The 22,795-nt window shown below is 58.6% G+C and carries 20 protein-coding genes; all 20 read left to right on the plus strand.

Annotation, left to right across the window (positions count from 1 at the left end; all coding sequences use genetic code 11):
- Positions 1-41 precede the first annotated feature (41 nt).
- The 20 genes from ABJ99_RS09790 to ABJ99_RS09885 all read left to right on the plus strand — a co-directional run bounded on the left by ABJ99_RS09790 (position 42) and on the right by ABJ99_RS09885 (position 22,707).
- On the plus strand, positions 42-2,951 hold the full coding sequence (locus ABJ99_RS09790) for a TIGR00180 family glycosyltransferase (RefSeq protein ID WP_054085645.1): 2,910 nt from the start codon (positions 42-44) through the stop codon (positions 2,949-2,951).
- Positions 2,952-3,259: 308 nt separating this feature from the next.
- Positions 3,260-4,186 carry a ketoacyl-ACP synthase III gene (locus tag ABJ99_RS09795; protein ID WP_054085793.1) on the plus strand — a complete coding sequence of 309 codons (927 nt, stop codon included), beginning with the start codon at positions 3,260-3,262 and terminating at the stop codon, positions 4,184-4,186.
- A gap of 328 nt (positions 4,187-4,514) precedes the next feature.
- The gene (locus ABJ99_RS09800; RefSeq protein WP_054085646.1) at positions 4,515-5,363 is read left to right on the plus strand and encodes a flagellin domain-containing protein; all 849 of its coding nucleotides are present in this window, start codon (positions 4,515-4,517) and stop codon (positions 5,361-5,363) included.
- A 72-nt stretch (positions 5,364-5,435) separates the two neighbouring features.
- Entirely contained in the window at positions 5,436-5,834 is a 399-nt protein-coding gene (locus ABJ99_RS09805; protein ID WP_054085647.1) for a flagellar protein FlaG, read from the plus strand.
- 83 nt (positions 5,835-5,917) lie between these two features.
- Positions 5,918-7,399 carry a flagellar filament capping protein FliD gene (fliD, locus tag ABJ99_RS09810; RefSeq protein WP_054085648.1) on the plus strand — a complete coding sequence of 494 codons (1,482 nt, stop codon included), beginning with the start codon at positions 5,918-5,920 and terminating at the stop codon, positions 7,397-7,399.
- A gap of 123 nt (positions 7,400-7,522) precedes the next feature.
- Complete coding sequence (gene fliS, locus ABJ99_RS09815; RefSeq protein ID WP_054085649.1) at positions 7,523-7,912, plus strand: flagellar export chaperone FliS; 390 nt, start codon at positions 7,523-7,525, stop codon at positions 7,910-7,912.
- 25 nt (positions 7,913-7,937) lie between these two features.
- Positions 7,938-8,234 (plus strand): flagellar protein FliT, encoded by a 297-nt coding sequence (gene fliT, locus ABJ99_RS09820; RefSeq protein ID WP_007252084.1) that lies wholly within the window; start codon positions 7,938-7,940, stop codon positions 8,232-8,234.
- A 178-nt stretch (positions 8,235-8,412) separates the two neighbouring features.
- Positions 8,413-9,888, plus strand: a complete 1,476-nt coding sequence (gene fleQ, locus ABJ99_RS09825; protein ID WP_007252085.1) for a transcriptional regulator FleQ — start codon at positions 8,413-8,415, stop codon at positions 9,886-9,888.
- 122 nt (positions 9,889-10,010) lie between these two features.
- A complete protein-coding gene (locus ABJ99_RS09830; RefSeq protein WP_054085650.1) occupies positions 10,011-11,225 on the plus strand; it encodes a sensor histidine kinase in 1,215 nt (404 codons plus the stop codon).
- Positions 11,225-12,631: a sigma-54-dependent transcriptional regulator gene (locus ABJ99_RS09835; protein WP_054085651.1), complete on the plus strand. Its 1,407-nt coding sequence runs from the start codon at positions 11,225-11,227 to the stop codon at positions 12,629-12,631. The genes ABJ99_RS09830 and ABJ99_RS09835 overlap by 1 nt, the downstream gene beginning before the upstream one ends.
- A 240-nt stretch (positions 12,632-12,871) precedes the next feature.
- The gene (fliE, locus tag ABJ99_RS09840) at positions 12,872-13,201 is read left to right on the plus strand and encodes a flagellar hook-basal body complex protein FliE (protein ID WP_007252088.1); all 330 of its coding nucleotides are present in this window, start codon (positions 12,872-12,874) and stop codon (positions 13,199-13,201) included.
- Between the two features lie 15 nt (positions 13,202-13,216).
- Positions 13,217-15,007 carry a flagellar basal-body MS-ring/collar protein FliF gene (gene fliF, locus ABJ99_RS09845; protein ID WP_054085652.1) on the plus strand — a complete coding sequence of 597 codons (1,791 nt, stop codon included), beginning with the start codon at positions 13,217-13,219 and terminating at the stop codon, positions 15,005-15,007.
- Positions 15,000-16,016 (plus strand): flagellar motor switch protein FliG, encoded by a 1,017-nt coding sequence (gene fliG / locus ABJ99_RS09850; protein ID WP_054085653.1) that lies wholly within the window; start codon positions 15,000-15,002, stop codon positions 16,014-16,016. Before fliF ends, fliG begins: the two co-directional genes overlap by 8 nt.
- 15 nt (positions 16,017-16,031) lie before the next feature.
- The gene (gene fliH / locus ABJ99_RS09855) at positions 16,032-16,850 is read left to right on the plus strand and encodes a flagellar assembly protein FliH (RefSeq protein WP_054085654.1); all 819 of its coding nucleotides are present in this window, start codon (positions 16,032-16,034) and stop codon (positions 16,848-16,850) included.
- Complete coding sequence (fliI, locus tag ABJ99_RS09860; protein ID WP_007252091.1) at positions 16,840-18,198, plus strand: flagellar protein export ATPase FliI; 1,359 nt, start codon at positions 16,840-16,842, stop codon at positions 18,196-18,198. Before fliH ends, fliI begins: the two co-directional genes overlap by 11 nt.
- Positions 18,199-18,204: 6 nt before the next feature.
- Positions 18,205-18,654 (plus strand): flagellar export protein FliJ, encoded by a 450-nt coding sequence (gene fliJ / locus ABJ99_RS09865; RefSeq protein ID WP_054085655.1) that lies wholly within the window; start codon positions 18,205-18,207, stop codon positions 18,652-18,654.
- An 83-nt stretch (positions 18,655-18,737) separates the two neighbouring features.
- Entirely contained in the window at positions 18,738-19,040 is a 303-nt protein-coding gene (locus ABJ99_RS09870) for an STAS domain-containing protein (protein ID WP_007252093.1), read from the plus strand.
- Positions 19,041-19,043: 3 nt separating this feature from the next.
- Positions 19,044-20,750, plus strand: a complete 1,707-nt coding sequence (locus tag ABJ99_RS09875; protein ID WP_054085656.1) for a fused response regulator/phosphatase — start codon at positions 19,044-19,046, stop codon at positions 20,748-20,750.
- Between the two features lie 97 nt (positions 20,751-20,847).
- Positions 20,848-21,204 carry an Hpt domain-containing protein gene (locus ABJ99_RS09880; RefSeq protein ID WP_054085657.1) on the plus strand — a complete coding sequence of 119 codons (357 nt, stop codon included), beginning with the start codon at positions 20,848-20,850 and terminating at the stop codon, positions 21,202-21,204.
- A 90-nt stretch (positions 21,205-21,294) separates the two neighbouring features.
- A complete protein-coding gene (locus tag ABJ99_RS09885; RefSeq protein WP_054085658.1) occupies positions 21,295-22,707 on the plus strand; it encodes a flagellar hook-length control protein FliK in 1,413 nt (470 codons plus the stop codon).
- Positions 22,708-22,795 lie beyond the last annotated feature (88 nt).

The raw sequence follows: 22,795 nt of genomic DNA on the forward strand, positions 1-22,795 counted from the left end.
TACGGGTTGAAGGCGCACTCGATTCGTTATAAGGAAAGATCATGCAAAACCATTCGGGACATCAACACACCGCTCTGAATCAGCGTCTGACCCTGCTGTTGATGGCCAAGGACCAGCCGGATTTCCTGCGCCGCGCCTTGAAGTATTACAGTGACTTTCCATGCAGCGTGGTGGTGGTCGACGCATCCGCTCAGCCGGATGCCCATATCGCGGGCACCTCCGGCCTGCATTACGTGCAACACGCCGCGCTGACCGATGCCAGCCTCAGCGCCAGGATTGCTGAGGGCCTCAAGCATGTCACCACACCGTTTGTGGTCCAGGCGCCGGTCGACAGCTTCCTGCTGGCAGATGCATTGAGTGCCGCCTTGAGCTTTCTTGAAGCCAATCAGACTTATGGCGCCTGCCAGGGCTACAGCCTGAGCTATCAAGCCCATGTCGATAAAGTGGATTATTTCCGTCGCGATCGTAAGACCTGCGAAGACTACGCGTCCGATGACGCTGGCGAGCGGGTGTCGAGCTTCATGGGCCAGGGCCTGTCCTTGCTCAGTGCAGTGACGCGGACTGAACTGGCGCAGCAGTGGTTCGCTTCGGTTGCCGGAGACACCGAGCTGCACTGGCAGGAAATCGGTTACATGAATTATCTGGCGGCGGCTGCGCGGCTGCGCATTCTGCCGATTCCGTATGCCCTGCATTTTACGCCGGGCAAGGACGCAGAGCTGCGCCGTGGCGCGGGCATTGTCGCTGCGGTCAGGCATGTCGATCCCAAAGCCAAGGCGACCCGAGAGGCATTTGCCAAAAAACTGCTTTCGGTGTTGGGCGACGAATCGGGTTTCGCCGGCACGCAGGGCCTACAGAACATCCTGGCCGGACTCGCCGCCATGGCCGAACGTCTCAAGACTGAGGGTTTTCAGGCGGATGAAAAACTCATCAGTGCGGTCTGGAACGTTGCCCTTGAGCAGTCGGACGCGTTGTTCGAGGCTCGGCAGTTTGTCGAACTGCCGTTTTACAATCAGCCGCTGTTCGACGAGCTGGCCCGCATCGAATTCTTGATTCACGTCATGCCGGCAGGCCGCTTGCAGATGGAGGCGCTTGAAGCGGCTCTGCTCAAGCAAGCCGAGTTGCTGCGTGAGCAAAGCAATCCGGATGCTGAAACGAAACTCAGCCGTCTGTGGCAGGCGTACGAGACCTATGCGTTCAATCTGGGCGTCGTACAGAGCCTTGCCAGTGAATTGAGCAGCAGCAAAGACGACAAACACAGCGAAGAGCAGCTTGCGCTTGTTTCTGCCTGGGGCCAGCGTCTGCAGGCTGCATCCGGTTTCGACAACGGTCGACTGCTCGACGGTATGGCCTCTGGCCGACTGCTCAATTGGCTCGATTCGCGTAATCCGGCCCCCGACGCCGTCAAGCAGATCACCGAAAAGCTCGCCAGTGCACCGACCGGCTCGCAGATCGGTATTTTGCTGCTGGACCTGGACGCAGATATGTTGAAGCTACAGGCAACGTTCGACAGCCTGATCAACAGCCATTACAAGGCGTTCAAAGTGGTGGTGTTCACGACGGGAGAGTTGCTGGCAGTCACCACACTGCACAACACCCTGCATTTTGTGAAGGTCACCGAAAGCAATTACGTCGACAAGATCAACCAGATCATCAAGCAGTCCCCCAGCGACTGGCTGATGCTCGCCCAGGCCGGTGAAGAGTTCACCCGCAGCGGCCTGTTGCTGGCCAGTGCCGAGCTGGTTGACGCGGCCGAGTGCCGTGCAGTGGCGGTCGACGAGATTCAGCGTCAATCCAACGGCACCCTGGCCCCGGTGTTCCGCCCGGGTTTCAACCTTGACCTGCTGCAAAGCCTGCCCGCCCTGATGGCGCGCCATTGGCTGATCCGCCGCGAAGTGCTGGTGGAGGCGGGCGGCTATTCGCGTGAATTACCCAAAGCGCTCGAATTCGATCTGTTGCTGCGCTTGATCGAACTGGGCGGCATGAGCGGCCTGGCCCACCTCAGCGAGCCGCTGCTGATGTGTGATGCCCCTGCGCTGGAAGACAATCCCGACGAACAGAAAGCGCTCAAGCGCCACCTTGGCAAGCGGGGTTATCAGGCTGAAGTCACTTCAGTGCAGCCCGGCACTTACAAGATCGATTATCGCCACACCCATCGGCCGCAGGTGTCGATCCTTCTGCACAGCCAGGACAACCTGGCTGACTTGCAACGCTGCCTGCAAAGCGTCCTGCAGCGGACCCGTTATCAGCGTTACGAAGTGCTGATCGGTGACAACGCCAGCACGTCGGCCGAACTGTCGACCTGGCTCGACAGGCAGGAGCAGGTTTCCGGTCGCGTGCGCGTGTTCCGCGCCGAACAGCGCATGAGCCCGGCAGCCCTGCGCAACCAGATCAGTCAGGAAGCCACGGGCGAATACCTGATCCTGCTGGATGCGGAAAGTCAGATCGTCAACGTCGGCTGGATCGAATCTCTGCTCAATCAGGCGCAACGTCCGGAAGTGGGTGTGGTGGGCGCCAAGCTGGTTGACCGTGAAGGCGCCGTGACGCAGGCCGGCCTGATTCTGGGCCTCAATGGCGGCGTGGGTTCGGGCTTTGTCGGCGAATCGAAGACGTCCAGCGGCTACATGCAGCGCCTGGTGGTGGAGCAGAATTATTCCGCCGTTTCATCGGCGTGCCTGATGATTGCCAAGGAACTGTACAACGGGCTGGGTGGGCTGGACGAGGATGCATTCGCTGAAGCGCTGGGCGATGTGGATCTGTGCCTCAAGGCCGCACAGGCCGGTTACCTCACCGTGTGGACGCCGCATGTTCAAGTGGTGCATTCCGGTATCGTGCATGCGCCGGAGCACGCGCGCACTGCGCTGATGCACAAATGGTCGGCGCAGTTCGCGCAGGATGAAGCCTACAACGCTAATCTGGATCTCGACGGTCCGGGTTTTACCCTGGCTGGCTGAGTCACCTGCGTTTGTGAAACCGGCTGCATTGCGGCCGGTTCACTGCTTTGTAAACCTCTTCGCAGGGGGCCGCCTCTCAGGTTTCCGCGCGCTTTTCCCCGACGCAAATTATCGCAAAGCATGCAAAACTTGAGTGACCTGCAGGTCATAAAGTGCATCTTCACTGTAGTGTGTTACAGGGAGCGACATGCGCCTGACTTGCTTTAACCTGCCAAGCGCCCTGAAAATGTCTGTAAATCACCTCTATTCGGTAGCGCCCTGATTTTGTCAGGACGGAAAATGACCTGTTTACTCATCGGGAAGCCATGATGATTGGCATTAAAAGCATAGCGAGTTACGTGCCTGTTGCAGGCGTTGATAACTACGCTCAAGGCGCCAGATTCGGCAAGGATGAAGACTTCATCCTCGGGAAGATTGGCTCCACGTTCCTGCCGCGCAAAGACGCTGGCCAGGAAACCTCCGATCTGTGCGTTGAAGCGGCCAATACGCTGTTTGCCAACAACCCGCAGCTTCAGCGCGAAAGCATTGATGTGCTGATCGTCGTCACCCAGAACGGCGACGAGGAAGGCTTGCCGCATACCGCGGCCATCGTCCAGGACAAACTGGGCCTGTCGACCAATGTCGCCGCGTTCGATATTTCGCTGGGTTGTTCCGGCTATGTCTACGGTATTTATGCGCTCAAGGGCTTCATGGAGGCGGCAGGCCTGAAGAACGGTCTGCTGATCACCGCCGACCCGTATTCGAAAATTGTCGACCCGGAAGACCGCAACACCACCATGCTGTTCGGCGACGCAGCCACCGCCACCTGGATGGGCGAGGGCGCTGACTGGCAATTGGGCAAGGCGAAGTTCGGCACCGACGGTTCCGGCGCGCCGCACCTCAAGGTCAGCAACGGCATTTTCTTCATGAACGGCCGTCAGGTATTCAATTTTGCCTTATTGAAAGTGCCCGCTCATTTGCATGAGCTGTTGGCCGAGTCGAACCTGACGCCTGACGACATCGATGCTTTTTGCATTCACCAAGGCAGTGCCGCAATTGTCGACGCCGTTGCGCGCCGTTTCGAAGACAAGCCCGAGAAGTTTCTCAAGGACATGGTCGAGACCGGCAATACCGTGTCTTCGAGCATTCCGCTGCTGATTGAAAAGCACGTACTGGGCTCTTCATGGAACCGAGTCGCCCTGAGTGGCTTTGGGGTAGGACTGTCCTGGGGCTCTGCCATTATCTATAAAGGCTGAGTCGACAAGCCTGACAAACAAGCGCCTGCGGATTATTCCTCAGGCGCTTTTATATTAAAGAGTGATCCACGTCACAGTTTGAACTTCGGCCCGCAGCGACCTCGCTTGTCTCCCCCTCTTAGTATCGATGAATTTCTCGCTTTTCAGGCGCATGGTTATGCGCCAAACCCTTGTTTTATAAGGGGTGGCAGTGTGATGGCAAAATATTAAAAAAAAACGCTCAAGCAACCTGCTATTGCGACGATAACTATTACGAAGGTTCTCTAGGCACACCCGGCGCTTGCAGGGGCCGGAAGCCACGTAGTACCAAACCACCGAGGAATTCATCATGGCTTTAACAGTAAACACCAACGTAACATCGTTGAACGTCCAGAAGAACCTGGGCCGAGCTTCTGACGCGCTGTCGAAATCGATGGAACGTCTGTCTACCGGTAAGAAAATCATCACCGCTGCAGATGACGCGGGCGGCAGCGTAACCCAGACCAAGATCAACTCGCAGATCCGTGGCCAGACCATGGCGATAAAAAACGCCAACGACGGTATCTCGATCCTGCAGACCACTGAAGGCGCGCTGCAAGAGTCGGTCAGCATTCTGCAACGTATGCGTGAACTGGCTGTTCAGTCGCGAAACGACAGTAACAGCCCGGAAGGTCGTGATGCGCTGAACAAAGAATTCGCGCAGATGAGCTCGGAACTGACCCGTATCTCTGACAGTACTAACCTGAACGGTAAGAAATTGCTTGACGGTTCGGCCAGCACCATGACTTTCCAGGTAGGCTCCGACTCTGGCGCTGCGAACCAGATCTCTGTAACCCTGAGCGCCAGCTTTGACGCAGACACCATGGGTGTCGGTTCGGCAATCACCATCGTCGGTTCCGACAGCGCCGCTGCAGAGACCAACTTCTCCGCCGCCATCGCTGCGATCGACTCGGCTCTGTCGACCATCAACAACACTCGTTCCGATCTGGGTGCTGTACAAAACCGTCTGGTCAGCACCGTCTCCAACCTGCAGAACATCAGCGCTAACGCCAGCATGGCACTGAGCCGTATCGAAGATACTGACTTCGCTGCGGAAACTGCACAGCTGACCAAGCAACAGACTCTGCAACAGGCTTCCACCTCTGTTCTGGCGCAGGCTAACCAGCTGCCATCCGCTGTACTGAAACTGCTTCAGTAATATCGGCATGAGTTTTAGCGGGGGAGTGCTTAACAGTGCTCTCTCGCTTTTTTACTTTCAGAGGTGATGGTCATGGATATGAGTGTGAAGCTGACCTTGTCTTATCCGGCCGTTCAACCGGCAAGTCAGGCCGTTGTGGCCGACCCGTCGGTCGATAAGCCTGCCGATGCCAGGCCCGTAGAGCGTGTTGCTGCCACGGCGGAAAGTAAAGGTTCTGATCTGCCTAAGGATAAAGAGGGTTTTCCGGACGACGCCAAGGTCAAGGCGGCGGCCGAGGATATCCAGAAATTCTTTCATACGGTGAATCGTAATCTCGAGTTCTCGATCGACGAAGACTCTGGCAAAGTGATCGTCAAGGTGATTGCCAGCGACTCCGGCGAAGTAGTCAGGCAGATTCCCAATGCAGAAATCCTGAAACTGGCCGATAGCCTGAGTGATGCGAACAGTTTGTTGTTCCGCGCCAAGGCCTGATCGCCGGTACGGTATTTGTTGCCGGATTACGAGCCTCTTGAAAAGGCGATGAATCCTGCGACATTCTTGAAGGGAGAAGCACCATGGCAAGTCCGATTGTACCTACCACAGGCCTGGGGTCAGGTCTGCAAATCACTGCAATTGTCGAAGGGCTGGTGGCGGCTGAAAAAGCACCAAAACAGACCCAGATCGATCAGCAGACATCCGCCACCAAAGCGTCGCTTTCAGGCGTTAGCCAGCTGACGTCCGCACTGGCTGCGTTCCAGAAGACTCTGGATACGCTCAGCAGCAGCACGCCTGCGTTTCAGGGCTTTGCCGCTACGTCATCCAACGATGCAATGGTCAAGGCAACGGCGGGTAACACGGCCGTCAATGGCACCTATGCCATTAACGTCACTAACCTGGCCTCTGCTTCGAAGGTGTCCACAGCTGCGCTTACTTCGGCGCAAGCCAGTGCCATTCCGAGTGGTACTCTGGAAATCACTCAGAATGGCACTACCCAGAAGGTTGAGATTGGTAAGGCTTCAACCTTGCAGGAGGTGCGTGACCAGATAAACTCGTCGCTGCAGGGCAAGGGTATTACTGCCAACATCATCAATGACAACAACGGCTCAAGGTTAGTGTTCAGTTCGACCACCACAGGGGCGGGCAGTGATATCTCTGTCAAAGGTGGGGCTGGTCAGGAAGCGTTGAATATTGACGGCACCAAGTTGATGAGCGACACCAGCACCCGTACCGATGCAAGCGGTAAGCCGATTCCTGGCGCGGGAGCGATTATCGATCTGGCAAAGGATGCAGTGTTCTCTATTGATGGTCTTAGCCTGACCAGCAAGACGAATACAGTAAGCACCGCTATTTCCGGTCTTTCCTTCGATCTGATTGCGCCCAGTACAGCTGCTGCGCCAACCACCACTATCACGGTGGCCACCAATACCGAAGGCTTGAAAACGTCGCTGCAGTCTTTCGTCGACTCCTACAATACCCTGGTCACGCTGGTCGGTTCTTTGACCAAGGGCTCTGTCTCTGCCAGCGGTGTCTTTACCCCTGCGGCCCTGACCGGTGATGCGACGCCACGTGGTTTGCTGGCAGCGGTGCGTGACCAGATTGCTACCGCCACATCGACTTCCGGACTTGGCTCTCTCGCTCAGTTGGGGATCAAGACTCAACAGGGTGACGGTAAGCTCTCACTGGATACGGCCCAGTTAACCACGGCGCTGGTTGACAAAAAACTTGGTGGGCAGATCCAGGCTCTGTTTAACGGCACCGGTGCCAAAAAAGCTGACGGTACGCTTGTGGATGGCGGTTTGGTCGCGCGCATGACTAAAGCGCTTGAACCCTATACCAAGGCCGACGGCATTCTGGCCACCAAGACGACCAGTCTGAATAAGGTGAATAACAGGCTGGCCAAGGATCAGGAAGCGCTGGACCTGCGTATAAGCTCGTTGACTGAGGTGTTGAAGGCGAAGTACAACAAGATGGACCTGCTGGTCGGGCAGCTCAGGGCATCGAGCAGCAACATCACGTCGATCTTCGAGGCGATGAACGCTCAGAAAAACGCTTCGTAAGCTCTTTTTACCGAAGTGCCAAGAACCCGACCCTGCGTCGGGTTCTTGCTTTTGGGCTAAAGTTTCGGCGCTGTACGTCGATAGCCTGAGTATCAAACATTCTGAGTGCGTCTCGAGGTCATTATGAATCCGATGTTAGCGTTGCGGCAGTATCAAAAAATCGGCGCCCAGGCTCAGACCTCGGAAGCCAGCCCTCATCGTTTGGTGCAGATGCTGATGGAGGGCGGTCTTGACCGCATCGCTCAGGCCAAAGGCGCAATGGCACGAGGAGATTTTGCCAACAAGGGTGTGTTCCTCAGCAAGGCCATCGGCATCGTCGGTGGGCTGCGTGAGGGGCTGGACCTTGAGGGCGCGCCGAGTGAAGGTCTGGTCAGACAGGACAGCCTCTATCGCTACATGATGACGCGCCTGGCAGAGGCCAATGCCCGCAACGATCAGAAGATTCTCGACGAAGTGGCTGGCCTGCTGATCACCGTCAAGGAAGGCTGGGACGCGATCGGTACCCTGCAATAACCTGCTGCTTTCGAGGAGAATAAAAATGAGTGCTGCGCTCAAGCGTATCGAAGAAACCCGTGAAGCCTTGGTAGGTGCATTGGCCGAGCGCGACTGGGAGGCGATCGGCAAGCTTGATCAGGCCTGTCGTGAGTGTGTCGATGCTGCCGTAGGCGAGCCCCCTGCCGATGAACCGGCACTGCGCAGCAACCTTGAAGAGTTGTTAGGCGTGTACAGACAATTAATCGATGTTGCAACCGGCGAGCGTCAAGCCGTTGTCGATGAAATGTCGAAAATCCACAATGCCAAAAATGCGACGAAGGTATACCATCTCTTCGGTTAATGTTTAATTGTCATTTTTATTGCTGGACGAGATTTTCGCCATAAATTTGACTGTGTCCGTTTTTTTGACTTAACTAGTGATGTTTACTATTTTCTGGCGTCTCAAGGTTTATATCTGCTGAGATTGCCAAGTTGTCCCAATTGGTGGGCATTGAGTTGACTAGGGAAGTTGCTATTGCATGTGGCGTGAAATCAAGATTCTGCTAATCGATGACGATAGCCAGCGCCGCCGGGATCTGGCGGTCATCCTGAATTTTCTTGGCGAAGAAAACCTATCCTGCTCAAGCCAGGACTGGCAGCAGGTGGTCGGCTCTCTGACCTCCACGCGGGAAGTGCTGTGCGTACTGGTCGGTAGCGTCAGCGCACCGGGCACCCTGCAAGGGTTGCTTAAGACCATCGCAGCATGGGATGAGTTCCTTCCTGTGTTGATGATGAGCGAAAATGCTGCGGTCGAGCTGCCGGAGGATCTGCGTCGGCGTGTGCTTTCCGTACTGGAAATGCCGCCAAGCTACAGCAAATTGCTCGACTCCCTGCACCGCGCACAGGTCTATCGTGAAATGTACGATCAGGCCCGCGAGCGTGGTCGTCACCGTGAGCCGAATCTGTTCCGCAGCCTGGTAGGTACCAGCCGCGCGATTCAGCATGTGCGGCAAATGATGCAGCAGGTTGCCGACACCGACGCCAGCGTGCTGATTCTTGGCGAGTCGGGGACCGGCAAGGAAGTGGTTGCCCGCAACCTGCACTACCATTCCAAGCGTCGCGATGCGCCGTTCGTGCCAGTGAACTGCGGTGCGATCCCGGCCGAGTTGCTTGAAAGCGAATTGTTCGGCCATGAAAAAGGCGCCTTCACCGGCGCAATTACCAGCCGTGCCGGACGTTTCGAGCTGGCCAACGGCGGTACGCTGTTTCTTGATGAAATCGGCGATATGCCGTTGCCGATGCAGGTCAAACTGTTGCGCGTGCTGCAGGAACGCTCGTTTGAACGCGTGGGCAGCAACAAAACCCAAAGTATTGACGTGCGAATTATTGCCGCGACGCACAAGAATCTCGAAAACATGATCGAGATCGGCAGCTTTCGCGAAGACCTTTATTACCGTCTCAACGTATTCCCGATTGAAATGGCTCCGTTGCGTGAGCGTGTCGAAGACATCCCGTTGCTTATGAACGAACTGATCTCACGCATGGAACACGAAAAGCGCGGTTCGATCCGTTTCAATTCGGCCGCGATCATGTCGCTTTGCAGACATGCATGGCCGGGTAACGTTCGTGAGCTGGCCAACCTGGTCGAGCGCATGGCGATCATGCACCCGTATGGCGTGATCGGTGTGGCGGAGTTGCCAAAGAAGTTTCGCTACGTCGATGATGAAGACGAACAGATGGTTGACAGCCTGCGCAGCGACATCGAAGAACGTGTGGCCATCAACAACCACACACCGAACTTCGCGTCCGGTGCCTTGCTGCCGCCTGAAGGGCTTGACCTCAAGGACTACCTCGGTGGTCTGGAGCAGGGCCTGATTCAGCAGGCGCTGGATGATGCCAACGGCATTGTCGCCCGCGCCGCTGAACGTCTGCGGATTCGTCGCACCACGCTGGTGGAGAAGATGCGCAAGTACGGCATGAGCCGTCGTGAGGGTGACGAACAGGCGGAGGATTGACGCCGGTTTTCAGTGCCAAAAATCAAGCCTCTGAATTTTCAGGGGTTTTTTTTCGGCACGAGGATTGCTAAGTCTCCTGTGACACACCGTTTACTGACGGTCCGCCACAAGAGAGCAGAACTATGTCCCAGGCCGCGCAACTGACTTCCGCCCCCGCTGTTCAGGCTCCGTATTCCCCGGAGCTGGAAAGTCGTCAGGGGCTTGAACAGGCGTTCTCGCTATTCAATCAGATGTCGGCGCAACTCACGGACTCCTACGGAGTGCTGGAGGCGCGGGTCACCGAGCTCAAGGGTGAGCTGGCCTATGCCGGCGCTCAGCGCTTGCAGGAACTGGCGGAAAAAGAGCGTCTGGCCAATCGTTTGCAGAATCTGCTCGATCTGTTGCCGGGCGGCGTGATCGTCATCGACGGCATGGGTGTGGTCCGTGAAGCCAATCCGGCGGCTGTCGACCTGCTGGGGCAGCCGTTGCTGGGCATGCTTTGGCGCCACGTCATCAACCGCTGCTTCGCGCCGCGTGAAGACGACGGGCACGAAGTCTCACTGAAGGACGGGCGCAGGCTTTCCATTGCCACCCGTTCGCTGGACGCCGAGCCGGGGCAACTGGTTCTGCTCAATGACCTGACTGAAACCCGCCGTCTGCAAGAACAACTGGCCCGTCACGAGCGCCTGTCGTCGCTGGGGCGAATGGTCGCTTCTCTGGCGCATCAGATTCGCACACCGCTGTCGGCAGCCATGATCTATGCCAGCCATTTGGCCGAGCAGGAATTGCCTGTGGAAACCCAGCAGCGCTTTGCCGGAAGGCTCAAGGATCGTTTGCACGAGCTTGAGCACCAGGTGCGCGACATGCTGGTGTTCGCGCGTGGCGAGCTGCCGCTGACCGATCGCCTGGCACCGGGCGTGCTGTTCCAGGCATTGCAGAACGCGGCCGCTACCCATCTGCAAGGTGTAGCCGTGCGCTGGCAGTGCGACAGCATTGATGGCGAACTGCTGTGCAACCGCGACACGCTGATCGGCGCATTGCTCAACCTGATTGAAAACGCGGTCCAGGCCAGCGCCGGTCGAACCCTGTTGAAAGTTCATGCCTACAGCCGTGGCAATACGCTGCGCATAGCCTTCAGCGATAACGGCAGCGGTATGGACAAGGCCGCACTGGCGCGTATCGGTGAACCCTTTTTTACCACCAAGACCACTGGTACCGGGCTGGGTCTGGCGGTTGTCACTGCCGTGTCGCGAGCGCATCAGGGCGGCGTGCATTATCTGTCGCAGGTCGGCCGCGGCACCTGTGCGATTGTCAGCTTGCCGTTGATTCCGGCAGCCAGCCCCGTGGGTAACGAATGATGTCGATCAAGGTGTTGCTGGTCGAAGACGACCGTTCGCTGCGCGAAGCGCTGGGGGAAACCCTTGAGCTGGCAGGCTACGGCTATCAGGCGGTCGGTTCTGCCGAAGAAGCGCTGGTCGCTGCCGATGCGCAGCCTTTCAGTCTGGTGATCAGTGACGTCAACATGCCTGGCATGGACGGTCATCAGTTGTTGAGCCTGCTGCGCAGTCGGCACCCGCAGTTACCGGTGTTGCTGATGACCGCGCACGGTGCTGTCGAGCGAGCGGTGGACGCGATGCGTCAGGGCGCGGCGGATTATCTGGTCAAACCCTTCGAGCCCAAGGCGCTGATCGCACTGGTCGCCCGGCATGCGCTGGGTCGCCTCGGGCCTGCGGACAGCGAGGGGCCGATTGCGGTCGAGCCCGCCAGCATTCAGTTGCTGAACCTCGCCAGCCGTGTGGCAAAAAGTGATTCCACGGTGCTGATCTCCGGCGAGTCCGGGACCGGCAAGGAAGTGCTGGCGCGATTCATTCACCAGAACTCACCGCGTGCCGATAAACCGTTTATCGCGATCAATTGCGCGGCGATCCCGGACAACATGCTCGAAGCCACCTTGTTCGGGCATGAGAAGGGTTCGTTTACCGGCGCCATCGCGGCGCAGGCGGGCAAGTTCGAGCAGGCTGAAGGCGGCACGATTCTGCTCGACGAAATCTCCGAAATGCCCATGGCGCTTCAGGCCAAACTGCTGCGCGTGCTGCAGGAACGCGAGGTCGAGCGTGTCGGCGCGCGCAAGCCGATCACTCTGGACATACGTGTCGTGGCCACCACCAACCGCGATCTGGCGGGCGAAGTGGCAGCGGGGCGCTTTCGTGAGGATCTGTTTTATCGCCTGTCGGTGTTTCCGCTGGCGTGGCAGGCCTTGCGTCAAAGGACTGCCGATATTCTGCCGCTAACCGAGCGCTTGCTGGCCAAGCACGTCAATAAAATGAAGCACGCGCCGGTGCGTTTATCTGCCGAGGCGCAGCGGTGCCTGATCGACTACGCCTGGCCTGGCAATGTGCGCGAGCTCGACAACGCCGTGCAGCGCGCTTTGATCCTGCAGCAGGGCGGCGTGATTCAGGCGCAGGATTTTTGCCTTGCCGGGGCGGTCGCCATTGTGGCGCCTGCGGCAACGATAACGGCTGTGCCAGCACTGCCTGTCATATCGGTAGCGGATCATTCGGGCGGTGCAGAGTCCGTCGGCGCACTCGGCGATGATCTGAGGCGACGGGAGTTTCAGATGATCATCGACACGTTGCGCGCCGAGCGCGGGCGGCGCAAAGAGGCTGCCGAACGATTGGGTATCAGCCCGCGTACATTGCGCTACAAACTGGCCCAGATGCGCGACGCCGGGATGGATGTGGAAGGCTATCTGTTCGCCACCTGACCCCCGATACGACGTGCGGACAAGCGTCTGCGAACCTGAGAATTCTGCCTGACCGCTAAACCCCGAAAATATAAACGGACTGGACCGCAGGCCCGGTCCAGAGCCGTTTCATGGCGGGCGACATGGCATCCATAATGGGTGTGGCTAATCGCCGCCATCTAGCTGGCACCGTTGTTGCTATGTCTTCTGTATCCGCTGAATGAGTGTCAAAAATTTGCGGGCCTTACGAGAGAAACGTCCATGAGCCAAGGTGTTGAATTTAATCGCTTGATGTTGGATATGCGGGCCATGCAGATGGATGCAATGTCTGCTCCCAAGCCCGTGTCCGGTCCGCAGGAAGCCGGAGCCAGCAGCTTTGCCGACATGCTTGGTCAGGCCGTCAACAAGGTCGCGCAGACCCAGCAGGCATCCAGTCAGCTGGCCAGTGCATTCGAAGTGGGCAAGAGTGGGATTGATCTGACCGACGTCATGATTTCGTCGCAGAAAGCCAGTGTGTCTTTTCAGGCGTTGACCCAGGTTCGTAACAAACTGGTTCAGGCGTATCAAGACATCATGCAGATGCCGGTTTAAGGGACGTACTGAGTCATGGCCGAAGCAACAGCCGATCCTGTTCCTGCACGAGCAGGCGCTTCCGATAAGAAACCGTTGTTCGGTTTGTCTTTTCTGGAAAATCTTTCTGAAATGACCATGCTGCGTCAGGTCGGCCTCATGGTCGGTCTGGCGGCAAGCGTGGCCATCGGCTTTGCCGTGGTGCTCTGGTCCCAGCAGCCTGACTATCGTCCGCTTTATGGCAGTCTGGCGGGTCTGGACAGCAAGCAGATCATGGACACCCTGACGGCGGCGAACATCGTCTACACCGTCGAACCCAATTCCGGTGCGCTGCTGGTCAAATCCGATGACGTGCAGCGTGCGCGCATTCAGCTGGCTCAGGCGGGCGTGGTACAGAACGACGCCAATATCGGCTTTGAAATCCTCGACAAGGATCAGGGTCTGGGGACCAGCCAGTTCATGGAAGCCACGCGTTATCGTCGCGGTCTGGAAGGCGAACTGGCCCGTACCATCTCGGCCCTGAACAACGTCAAGGGTGCGCGTGTGCACCTGGCGATTCCGAAAAGCTCGGTGTTTGTACGTGATGACCGCAAGCCAAGCGCCTCGGTGCTGGTCGAGCTGTACGCCGGTCGCTCGCTGGAGCCCAGTCAGGTGCTGGCCATCATCAACCTGGTGGCCACCAGCGTTCCCGAACTGAGCAAGTCGCAGATCACGGTCGTGGACCAGAAAGGCACGCTGCTGTCCGATCAGGCGGAAAACTCCGAGCTGACCATGGCGGGCAAGCAATTCGATTACAGCCGGCGCATGGAAGGCATGCTGACCCAGCGCGTGCAGAACATTCTGCAGCCGATTCTGGGCACTGATCGCTATAAAGCCGAAGTTTCGGCAGTGGTCGATTTCAGCGCCGTCGAATCGACCGCCGAAAGCTTCAACCCTGATCAACCTGCGTTGCGCAGCGAGCAGTCGGTCAATGAACAGCGCTCCAGCAGCTCGAGCTCGGGCGGCGTTCCGGGGGCACTTAGCAATCAGCCGCCAGGTCCGGCGACCGCTCCGCAGACTGCTGGCGGTGGCGCTGCCGGTGCTGCCGGTCCGATCGCAGCCGGTCAGCCATTACTCGATGCCAACGGTCAACAGATCATGGACCCGGCTACCGGTCAGCCCGCGTTGGCACCGTTTCCGGCCGACAAGCGCGTGCAGTCGACCAAGAACTTCGAACTGGACCGCTCGATCAGCCACACCAAGCAGCAACAGGGTCGTCTGACCCGTCTGTCAGTCGCTGTGGTGGTCGATGACATGGTCAAGACCAATGCCGCCAACGGCGAGATCAGTCGTGCGCCGTGGAGCGCTGCGGATCTGGCTCGCTTTACGCGCCTGGTACAGGATGCGGTCGGCTTCGATGCCAGCCGTGGTGATAGCGTCAGTGTGATCAACGTGCCGTTCTCCAGCGAACGTGCCGAAGTGTTGCCTGAGGCGTCTTTTTACTCGCAACCCTGGTTCTGGGACATCGTCAAACAGGCTGTCGGGGTGATCTTCATCCTGATCCTGGTGTTCGGTGTGCTGCGTCCGGTGCTGAACAACATCACCAACGGCAAGAGCAAGCAGCAACTGGCCGCTTTCGGTGGTGGCGACGCCGAGCTCGGTGGCATGGGCGGTCTGGACGGTGAGTTGTCCAACGATCGGGTAAGTCTGGGCGGTCCGCAGAGCATCTTGCTGCCAAGCCCGACCGAAGGCTATGACGCACAGCTGAATGCGATCAAGAGCCTGGTAGCTGAGGACCCTGGCCGTGTGGCTCAGGTTGTGAAAGAGTGGATCAACACTGATGAATGAACGAGCCATGGTAGCCAAACTCTCGAAAGTTGAAAAAGCGGCTGTACTGTTACTTTCGCTGGGCGAAACCGATGCGGCTCAGGTGCTCCGGCACATGGGGCCCAAGGAAGTCCAGAAGGTAGGCGTGGCCATGGCTCAGATGCGCAACGTGCATCGTGAGCAGGTCGAAGAGGTCATGAGCGAGTTTGTCGACATCGTCGGCGATCAGACCAGCCTTGGCGTCGGTTCCGATGGTTATATCCGCAAAATGCTGACTCAGGCACTGGGCGAGGACAAGGCCAACGGTCTGATCGACCGTATTCTGCTGGGTGGCAATACCAGCGGCCTGGACAGCCTCAAATGGATGGAGCCACGGGCAGTTGCCGACGTGATCCGTTTCGAGCACCCGCAGATTCAGGCTATTGTGGTGGCATACCTGGATGCTGACCAGGCTGGCGAAGTGCTCGGGCATTTCGATCACAAGGTTCGGCTGGACATCATTCTGCGTGTATCGTCGCTCAACACCGTGCAGCCTGCGGCGCTGAAAGAACTCAACCAGATTCTCGAGAAGCAGTTCTCCGGTAACGCCAACACGTCGCGTACTACCCTGGGTGGTATCAAGCGTGCGGCTGACATCATGAACTTCCTCGACAGCTCCATGGAAGGCGCGCTAATGGATTCGATCCGCGAGGTCGACGAAGACCTTTCGGTGCAGATCGAAGACCTCATGTTTGTCTTCAACAACCTTTCCGATGTGGACGACCGCGGCATCCAGGCGCTGTTGCGCGAAGTGTCTTCGGACGTGCTGGTGCTGGCGCTCAAAGGCTCGGACGAGGCGATCAAGGAAAAAATCTTCAAGAACATGTCCAAGCGTGCCGCCGAACTGCTGCGCGACGACCTTGAAGCCAAAGGTCCGGTGCGTGTCAGCGATGTGGAAACCGCCCAGAAAGAAATCCTCACCATTGCGCGTCGTATGGCCGAGGCCGGCGAGATCGTACTCGGTGGCAAAGGTGGCGAGGAAATGATCTAAGGATTCAGCTGACTCATGTCCACCTCCAATAAAGAACTGGCCAGCGACCTCATTCGCGCCAAGGACGCCGGGGCGCTCGATATCTGGGCGTTGCCCAGCTTCGACCCGCATGTGGAGCCCGAGCCTGAACCCGAGCCCGACCCTGTCGATGAGCCGGTCGAGATGGAAGAGGTGCCGCTGGACGAAGTTCAGCCGCTGACCCTGGAAGAGTTGGAAAGCATTCGTCAGGAGGCCTGGAACGAAGGCTTCGCGACCGGCGAAAAAGAAGGCTTTCACAGCACCCAGCTCAAAGTTCGCCAAGAGGCTGAAGTTGCACTTGCGGCGAAAATCGCCAGTCTCGAACAACTGATGGGGCATCTGCTGGAGCCGATTGCCGAGCAGGACACACAGATCGAAAAGGCCGTTATTCATCTGGTCGAGCACATCGCCCGCAAGGTGATTCAGCGCGAACTGGTCACCGATTCCGGGCAGATCGCCAGTGTGCTGCGCGATGCACTGAAACTGCTGCCGATGGGCGCGCAGAACCTGCGAATTTTCATCAATCCCCAAGACTTTCTGCTGGTCAAAGCCATGCGCGAGCGACACGAGGAAGCGTGGAAAATCGTCGAAGACGAAGACCTGCTGCCGGGCGGTTGCCGGATCGAAACCGAGCACAGCCGCATTGATGCCAGCGTCGAAACCCGCATCGCGCTGGCGATCTCGAAGATGCACGATCAGTTGCACGAGCAGGTCACTCATCCTGCGGCGGCTGATTTGAGTGTCGATCTGGAGGCCTCGCCAGCCGGCGCTTCCCCTCCTGCGGAATCTGAAGCGGACACTCTCGATGCGCCTTGATCGCACCAGTTTTGGCAAGCGGCTCGGCTCGTACGCCGAATCGATCAGTCTGCCAGCCCAGCCGGTCGTTGAGGGGCGCCTGTTGCGCATGGTCGGCCTGACGCTCGAAGCGGAAGGCATGCGCGCGGCCATGGGCAGTCGTTGCATGGTCATCAACGATGACAGTCATCACCCGGTAGAAGTCGAGGCCGAGGTGATGGGGTTTTCCGGTGGCAAAGTGTTTCTGATGCCAGTGGGCAGCGTTGCCGGCATTGCGCCCGGCGCGCGGGTAGTGCCGCTGGCGGATACTGGCCGTCTGCCGATGGGCATGAGCATGCTGGGGCGCGTACTGGATGGCGCCGGTCGCCCGCTGGATGGTCGTTCGCCAATCAAGGCTGAAGACTGGGTGCCCATGGACGGCCCGACCATCAACCCGCTCAAACGGGACCCGATCAGTCAGCCGCTGGATGTCGGTATTCGCTGCATCAATGGTTTATTGACGGTCGGTCGCGGCCAGCGTCTTGGTCTGTTTGCCGGTACGGGCGTGGGCAAGAGTGTGCTGCTGGGCATGATGACGCGCTTTACCGAGGCGGACATCATCGTCGTTGGCCTGATTGGTGAGCGGGGCCGTGAGGTGAAAGAGTTCATCGAACACATCCTCGGCGAAGAAGGCCTCAAGCGCTCGGTGGTGGTCGCCTCGCCAGCCGATGATGCGCCGCTTATGCGTCTGCGCGCTGCGATGTATTGCACACGAATTGCCGAATACTTTCGCGATAAGGGCAAAAATGTCCTGCTGTTGATGGATTCCCTGACCCGTTTCGCCCAGGCCCAGCGGGAAATCGCCTTGGCCATCGGCGAGCCGCCTGCCACCAAGGGCTATCCGCCGTCGGTGTTCGCACGCTTGCCCAAGCTGGTCGAGCGCGCCGGCAATGCCGAAAAGGGCGGTGGTTCGATCACCGCGTTTTATACCGTGCTGTCGGAAGGTGACGACCAGCAGGACCCGATTGCCGACTCCGCGCGGGGTGTGCTCGACGGCCACATCGTGCTGTCCCGGCGTCTGGCCGAAGAGGGGCATTACCCGGCCATCGATATCGAAGCCTCCATCAGCCGGGTCATGCCTGCCGTGGTCAGCCCCGAGCACATGGCCCGGGCACAACATTTCAAGCAACTGTGGTCGCGTTATCAGCAGACCCGCGACCTGATCAGCGTCGGTGCCTACGTCGCCGGTGGCGACCGCGAAACAGACATGGCCATTGCGTTGCACCCCGTGCTGGTGCGTTATCAGCGTCAGGCGTTGCGCGAAAACGAAAGCATGCAGGGCAGTGGCGAAGCGTTGGCGTCGATCTTCGCTCCGGCACCTGGCGGCTGATAGGCCATGGCTCAGAGTCGAGCGGCGCGTCTGGCGCCTGTGGTCGAGATGGCTGAAGCTGCCGAGCGCACGGCAGCCCAGCGACTCGGGCATTTTCAGGGGCAGGTCAACCTGGCCAACAACAAGTTGCAGGAGCTGGACCAGTTTCGCCAGGACTATCAGCAACAATGGCTGCAGCGTGGCAGTGCCGGGGTTTCCGGACAATGGCTGCTGGGTTATCAGCGTTTTCTCAGCCAGCTCGATGTCGCGGTTGCCCAGCAATACAAAAGCCTCGAATGGCACAAGACCAATCTCGATAGGGCTCGCACCGCCTGGCAGGATTGCTACGCGCGGGTCGAAGGTTTACGCAAGCTGGTGCAACGCTACATGGACGAAGCACGCAAGCTTGAAGACAAACGGGAACAGAAGCTGCTCGATGAGTTATCGCAGCGTTTGCCCCGGCATGAACAATTCTGACTTTTGACTGAATGAGGTCCTGGCGATCTCTCGGTCTGGTCTACGCTCACACTGTCTCGGTGATGAAACACCTCGGAGTTCCCATGACAATCACTTCCGAACGTTCGGCAGATGGTCGACAACTGACCCTTTTCATTGAGGGACGCTTTGATTTTGATGCCCACCAGGACTTTCGCGCTGCCTACGAGGAGTACCCGCAGGATCTGAATTACGTCGTCGACCTGCGCAGTACGCATTATCTGGACAGCTCCGCGCTCGGCATGTTGCTGCTGCTGCGCGATCATGCGGGTGGCGATAAAGCCGTGGTACGGCTGATCAACTGCACGTCCGATGTTCGCACGATTCTGGCGATCTCCAATTTCTCGAAGCTGTTTCAGTTGAGCTGACGGGTGCAGTCGTCCGCGAAGAAGCTGTGCATTCTGATTGTCGATGACAACGCCAGTGATCGCCTGCTGCTGTCGACCATTGTCGCCCGTCAGGGGCATCGGGTGCTGAGCGCCGCGAATGGCGTCGAAGCTGTGGCAATCTTTACGTCCGAACGCCCGCAGCTGATTCTGATGGACGCAATGATGCCCGGTATGGATGGTTTTGAGGCGGCCCGGCACATCAAGGCAATGACCGGCGAGTCGCTGGTGCCGATCATCTTTCTGACCTCGCTCACCGAAGGCGAAGCGCTGGCGCGTTGTCTGGATGCCGGCGGCGACGATTTCATGTCCAAGCCTTATAACCCGCTGGTGCTGGCGGCGAAGATCAATGCGATGAACCGCCTGCGCGTGTTGCACGAGACCGTACGCGAGCAGCGCGACCAGATTTCCAGGCACCATGACTATTTGCTCAACGAGCAGCGTGTGGCCAAGGCCGTGTTCGACCAGGTCGCGCATGCCGGCTGCCTCGGCGCAAGCAACATCCGTTACCTGCAATCGCCCTATGCGCTGTTCAACGGCGACCTGATGCTGGCGGCTTACACCCCGGCCGGGCACATGCATGTGCTGCTCGGGGACTTCACCGGGCATGGTTTGCCGGCCGCCGTGGGGGCCATGCCGCTGGCTGAAGTGTTTTACGGAATGACCGCCAAGGGCTACGGGCTGGTGGAAATCGTTCGGGAGATGAACGCCAAGCTCAAGCGCATTCTGCCGATCGACATGTTTTGTTGCGCGACGTTGTTGTGCGTCAACCTTCAGCAGCATCAGGTCGAAGTCTGGAGCGGCGGTTTGCCGGACGGCTATCTGCTGCGCGGCACGCAGGGCGAACACGTGCCACTGGCCTCGCGCCATCTGCCACTGGGCGTATTGAGTGTCGACGCCTTCGATACCCGTACCGAGGTGTATCCGCTGGCACCCGGAGACCGGATTTTTCTGCTGTCCGACGGCGTGCTCGACACCAGCGACAGTGACGATGAATTGTTCGGTGCACAGCGTCTGCGTCAGGTCCTGTCAGCCAGTCGCGAGCCTCAACTGCTGATTCAGGAAATCCTTCAGGCACTCAACGATTTTGGCGGCAAGGCGCGTGATGACGTCAGTCTGCTGGAAATCAGTGCGGTGAATGAGCCGCCCGCAAGCGTGCCGGTCCTGACCTACTCGGACAGCGGCGCTTCAAGCCCGCTGGACTGGTCGGCCAGCTTCGAGTTTCGCACATCGACCCTCAAACGCTTTAATCCGCTGCCTTATGTTATGCAACTGCTGCTCGAAGTCCACGGCCTGCGTAATCAGGGGGCCGCGTTGCACATGGTGTTGGGCGAGCTGTACAGCAATGCCCTGGAACATGGTGTGTTAGGGTTGGACTCGGCGCTCAAGCATGATGCGCCGGGCTTTGCGCTTTATTACCAGCAGCGCGCCGAACGTTTGAACGCGCTGGAGGCGGGCTTCATCCGCATGAGTCTGCAGATCGAGCCGATCGGGCAGGGGGGGCGTCTGACCTTGAGTGTCGAGGACAGCGGTAACGGATTCAATGCGCAAGCGGCCAGAATGCAGACACCTGCCAGCGGCGATCTTTATGGACGCGGTCTGCGACTGGTGTCTGAGTTGAGCCATGAGGCTCGTTGGTCCTCGGACGGCAGGACCGCCTGCGTGGAATTTTTATGGGAGGGAGTGGCATAATCCGCCTCGGTGGCTGCTTGTGTGTCATCTCGGACCGGCAAAGCGGCCCGCGCCTGAACCCGAACAGACCCTCAAATCTTGATCAAGGAGCGAGCAAGTGTCGATTCATCTGGATTACAGCGTGTTAAACGCGTTGCAGGAAGTCATGGAGGATGAGTATCCGACATTGCTGGACGTGTTTCTGAAGGATTCCGAGCAGCGCCTGCAGCAACTGCGCCTGGCGGTTGCTGCCTGCGACCTGGATTTGCAGGAGCTGAGCCTCAATGCGCACAGCTTCAAGGGCAGCAGCAGCAACATGGGGGCATTGCGCCTTTCCGATCTGTGCCGAGAGCTTGAAGAGCAGGCTCGCCAGCAAAAGCCGTCCGGGCTTGCAGAGCTGGTTGGCAAAATAGACAGCGAATACCTGACCGTCCGCGGGCTGTTCAATGCAGAGCGGCAGTTCTTTGTCAGTTAACTGTCATTTCAGGTTCTGAGGGGTGCACAACCGAAGTTGGCCTGCATCTTGCTGGTACAGAGATAACCAGCTGCTCATGCGGAGACCGAAATGCCCCTTGCCACTAACGCCCTTCTTCAGGCCACCACTGCTGCGACCTCACGGTCCGGTGTGGCGAATAACTCGGTCAAATCTGCCGACAGCAGCAAGGACGGGGCTTCCAGCTTTTCCAATGTCTACGCCAAGCAGGCCCGGGATACCGTTGCGCCACGCGATGACGTGCCGGTCAAACCCGGCCGGGACAAGACTGCGTCCGACAAGGACAAGGTTGCCGCTGGCAAGGATAAGCCGGTCGACGACCAGGCAAGTGCCGCTGACAAGGCGACCGTTGCCGATAGCGGCAATGGCTTGCCTGCCAAGCCCGCGGCGAGTGGCGAAGATGCTGCCAGCGCGGAGTCTGCGCAGGAGGACGCCACTGCGTCTGCCGATCCGGCGCTGGTAGATGCGCAAGCGCTAATTGATCCCGCACTCGATCCTGCCCTGCAAGCGATGACGGTACAGGCGCCTGTTGCGCCGACAGTCAAACCGCAGAGTGCGGAAACCAAGGTTTCGCCTGCCCTTGCAACGCTTGCGCCGACTGCCGTTATGCCCGCTGCCGCCCCTGTGGTCGTCGAAGCGGCTTTCAATCCCGACGCTGACCCTCTGGCGGGTCTGGACGCAGTGCAATTGGCCTTGGAAAATGCCACCTCCAAAACCCAACTGGCTGCGCAGAATGCTCAGGCCGCCAGCAAAGCGACGCCGTCGAACGCAGAAGCTGACCCGGCGCAGAATTTAGTCAATAACCTGTCGGCCCTCAGCGAGCAGCTTGCTGCGGATGACAGCAGTACTGAAAGCAGCGACAAGTCCTTTAGCGGGTTGATCGGAGAAGGCCTCAAGGATGTCAAAGGCGCCGCCGGCGATACCCGCGTCGACAACTTCGCCGATCGCCTTGCCGCATTGAGCCAGGCGGCGCAACCAGCCCGCGTGGCGGCAACACCCGCTGCCGCGCCGCTGATGAATCAGCCACTGGCCATGCATCAAAGCGGCTGGACCGAAGGCATCGTCGACCGCGTGATGTACCTGTCGAGCCAGAACCTCAGGTCTGCCGATATAAAGCTGGAGCCTGCAGAACTCGGTCGTCTGGATATCCGTATCAATATGGCCCCGGATCAGCAGACCCAAGTGACCTTCATGAGCGCCCACCTGGGCGTGCGCGATGCGCTGGAAAACCAGATGTCGAGACTGCGCGAATCCTTCGTCCAGCAAGGCCTCGGTCAGGTAGACGTCAATGTATCCGATCAATCCCAGCAACAGGCCCAGCAGCAAGCACAGGAACAAGCCAGCCGCGCCCAGCGCAGCGGCCGCGGCAACGGCATGAGCTCCAGCGACAGCTCCGATGAAATTGCAGGCGTCGACGCCGCCATCCCCGTCAGCCAGCCAGCGGCACGCGTGATCGGCAGCAGCGAAATCGACTACTACGCGTGACAAAAGCCCTGATTCTCGTGCCAACACACTGGTACGAGCATCACAGGGTCCAAACATCACTGACACCGCAGAACCGCCGTGTGACGCA

The sequence above is a fragment of the Pseudomonas syringae pv. cilantro genome, from assembly GCF_001293775.1.
Lineage (GTDB): Bacteria > Pseudomonadota > Gammaproteobacteria > Pseudomonadales > Pseudomonadaceae > Aquipseudomonas > Aquipseudomonas syringae_P.

Coding starts and splice junctions, on each gene's coding strand:
- fliT (WP_007252084.1), top strand. CDS start 7,938: ATGAGTGCTGCGCTCAAGCGTATCGAAGAAACCCGTGAAGCCTTGGTA.
- ABJ99_RS09870 (WP_007252093.1), top strand. CDS start 18,738: ATGACAATCACTTCCGAACGTTCGGCAGATGGTCGACAACTGACCCTT.
- fliJ (WP_054085655.1), top strand. CDS start 18,205: ATGGCTCAGAGTCGAGCGGCGCGTCTGGCGCCTGTGGTCGAGATGGCT.
- ABJ99_RS09835 (WP_054085651.1), top strand. CDS start 11,225: ATGTCGATCAAGGTGTTGCTGGTCGAAGACGACCGTTCGCTGCGCGAA.
- fliD (WP_054085648.1), top strand. CDS start 5,918: ATGGCAAGTCCGATTGTACCTACCACAGGCCTGGGGTCAGGTCTGCAA.
- ABJ99_RS09800 (WP_054085646.1), top strand. CDS start 4,515: ATGGCTTTAACAGTAAACACCAACGTAACATCGTTGAACGTCCAGAAG.
- fliG (WP_054085653.1), top strand. CDS start 15,000: ATGAATGAACGAGCCATGGTAGCCAAACTCTCGAAAGTTGAAAAAGCG.
- ABJ99_RS09795 (WP_054085793.1), top strand. CDS start 3,260: ATGATTGGCATTAAAAGCATAGCGAGTTACGTGCCTGTTGCAGGCGTT.
- fliF (WP_054085652.1), top strand. CDS start 13,217: ATGGCCGAAGCAACAGCCGATCCTGTTCCTGCACGAGCAGGCGCTTCC.
- ABJ99_RS09790 (WP_054085645.1), top strand. CDS start 42: ATGCAAAACCATTCGGGACATCAACACACCGCTCTGAATCAGCGTCTG.
- fliH (WP_054085654.1), top strand. CDS start 16,032: ATGTCCACCTCCAATAAAGAACTGGCCAGCGACCTCATTCGCGCCAAG.
- fliS (WP_054085649.1), top strand. CDS start 7,523: ATGAATCCGATGTTAGCGTTGCGGCAGTATCAAAAAATCGGCGCCCAG.
- ABJ99_RS09885 (WP_054085658.1), top strand. CDS start 21,295: ATGCCCCTTGCCACTAACGCCCTTCTTCAGGCCACCACTGCTGCGACC.
- fliE (WP_007252088.1), top strand. CDS start 12,872: ATGAGCCAAGGTGTTGAATTTAATCGCTTGATGTTGGATATGCGGGCC.
- fleQ (WP_007252085.1), top strand. CDS start 8,413: ATGTGGCGTGAAATCAAGATTCTGCTAATCGATGACGATAGCCAGCGC.
- ABJ99_RS09805 (WP_054085647.1), top strand. CDS start 5,436: ATGGATATGAGTGTGAAGCTGACCTTGTCTTATCCGGCCGTTCAACCG.
- fliI (WP_007252091.1), top strand. CDS start 16,840: ATGCGCCTTGATCGCACCAGTTTTGGCAAGCGGCTCGGCTCGTACGCC.
- ABJ99_RS09830 (WP_054085650.1), top strand. CDS start 10,011: ATGTCCCAGGCCGCGCAACTGACTTCCGCCCCCGCTGTTCAGGCTCCG.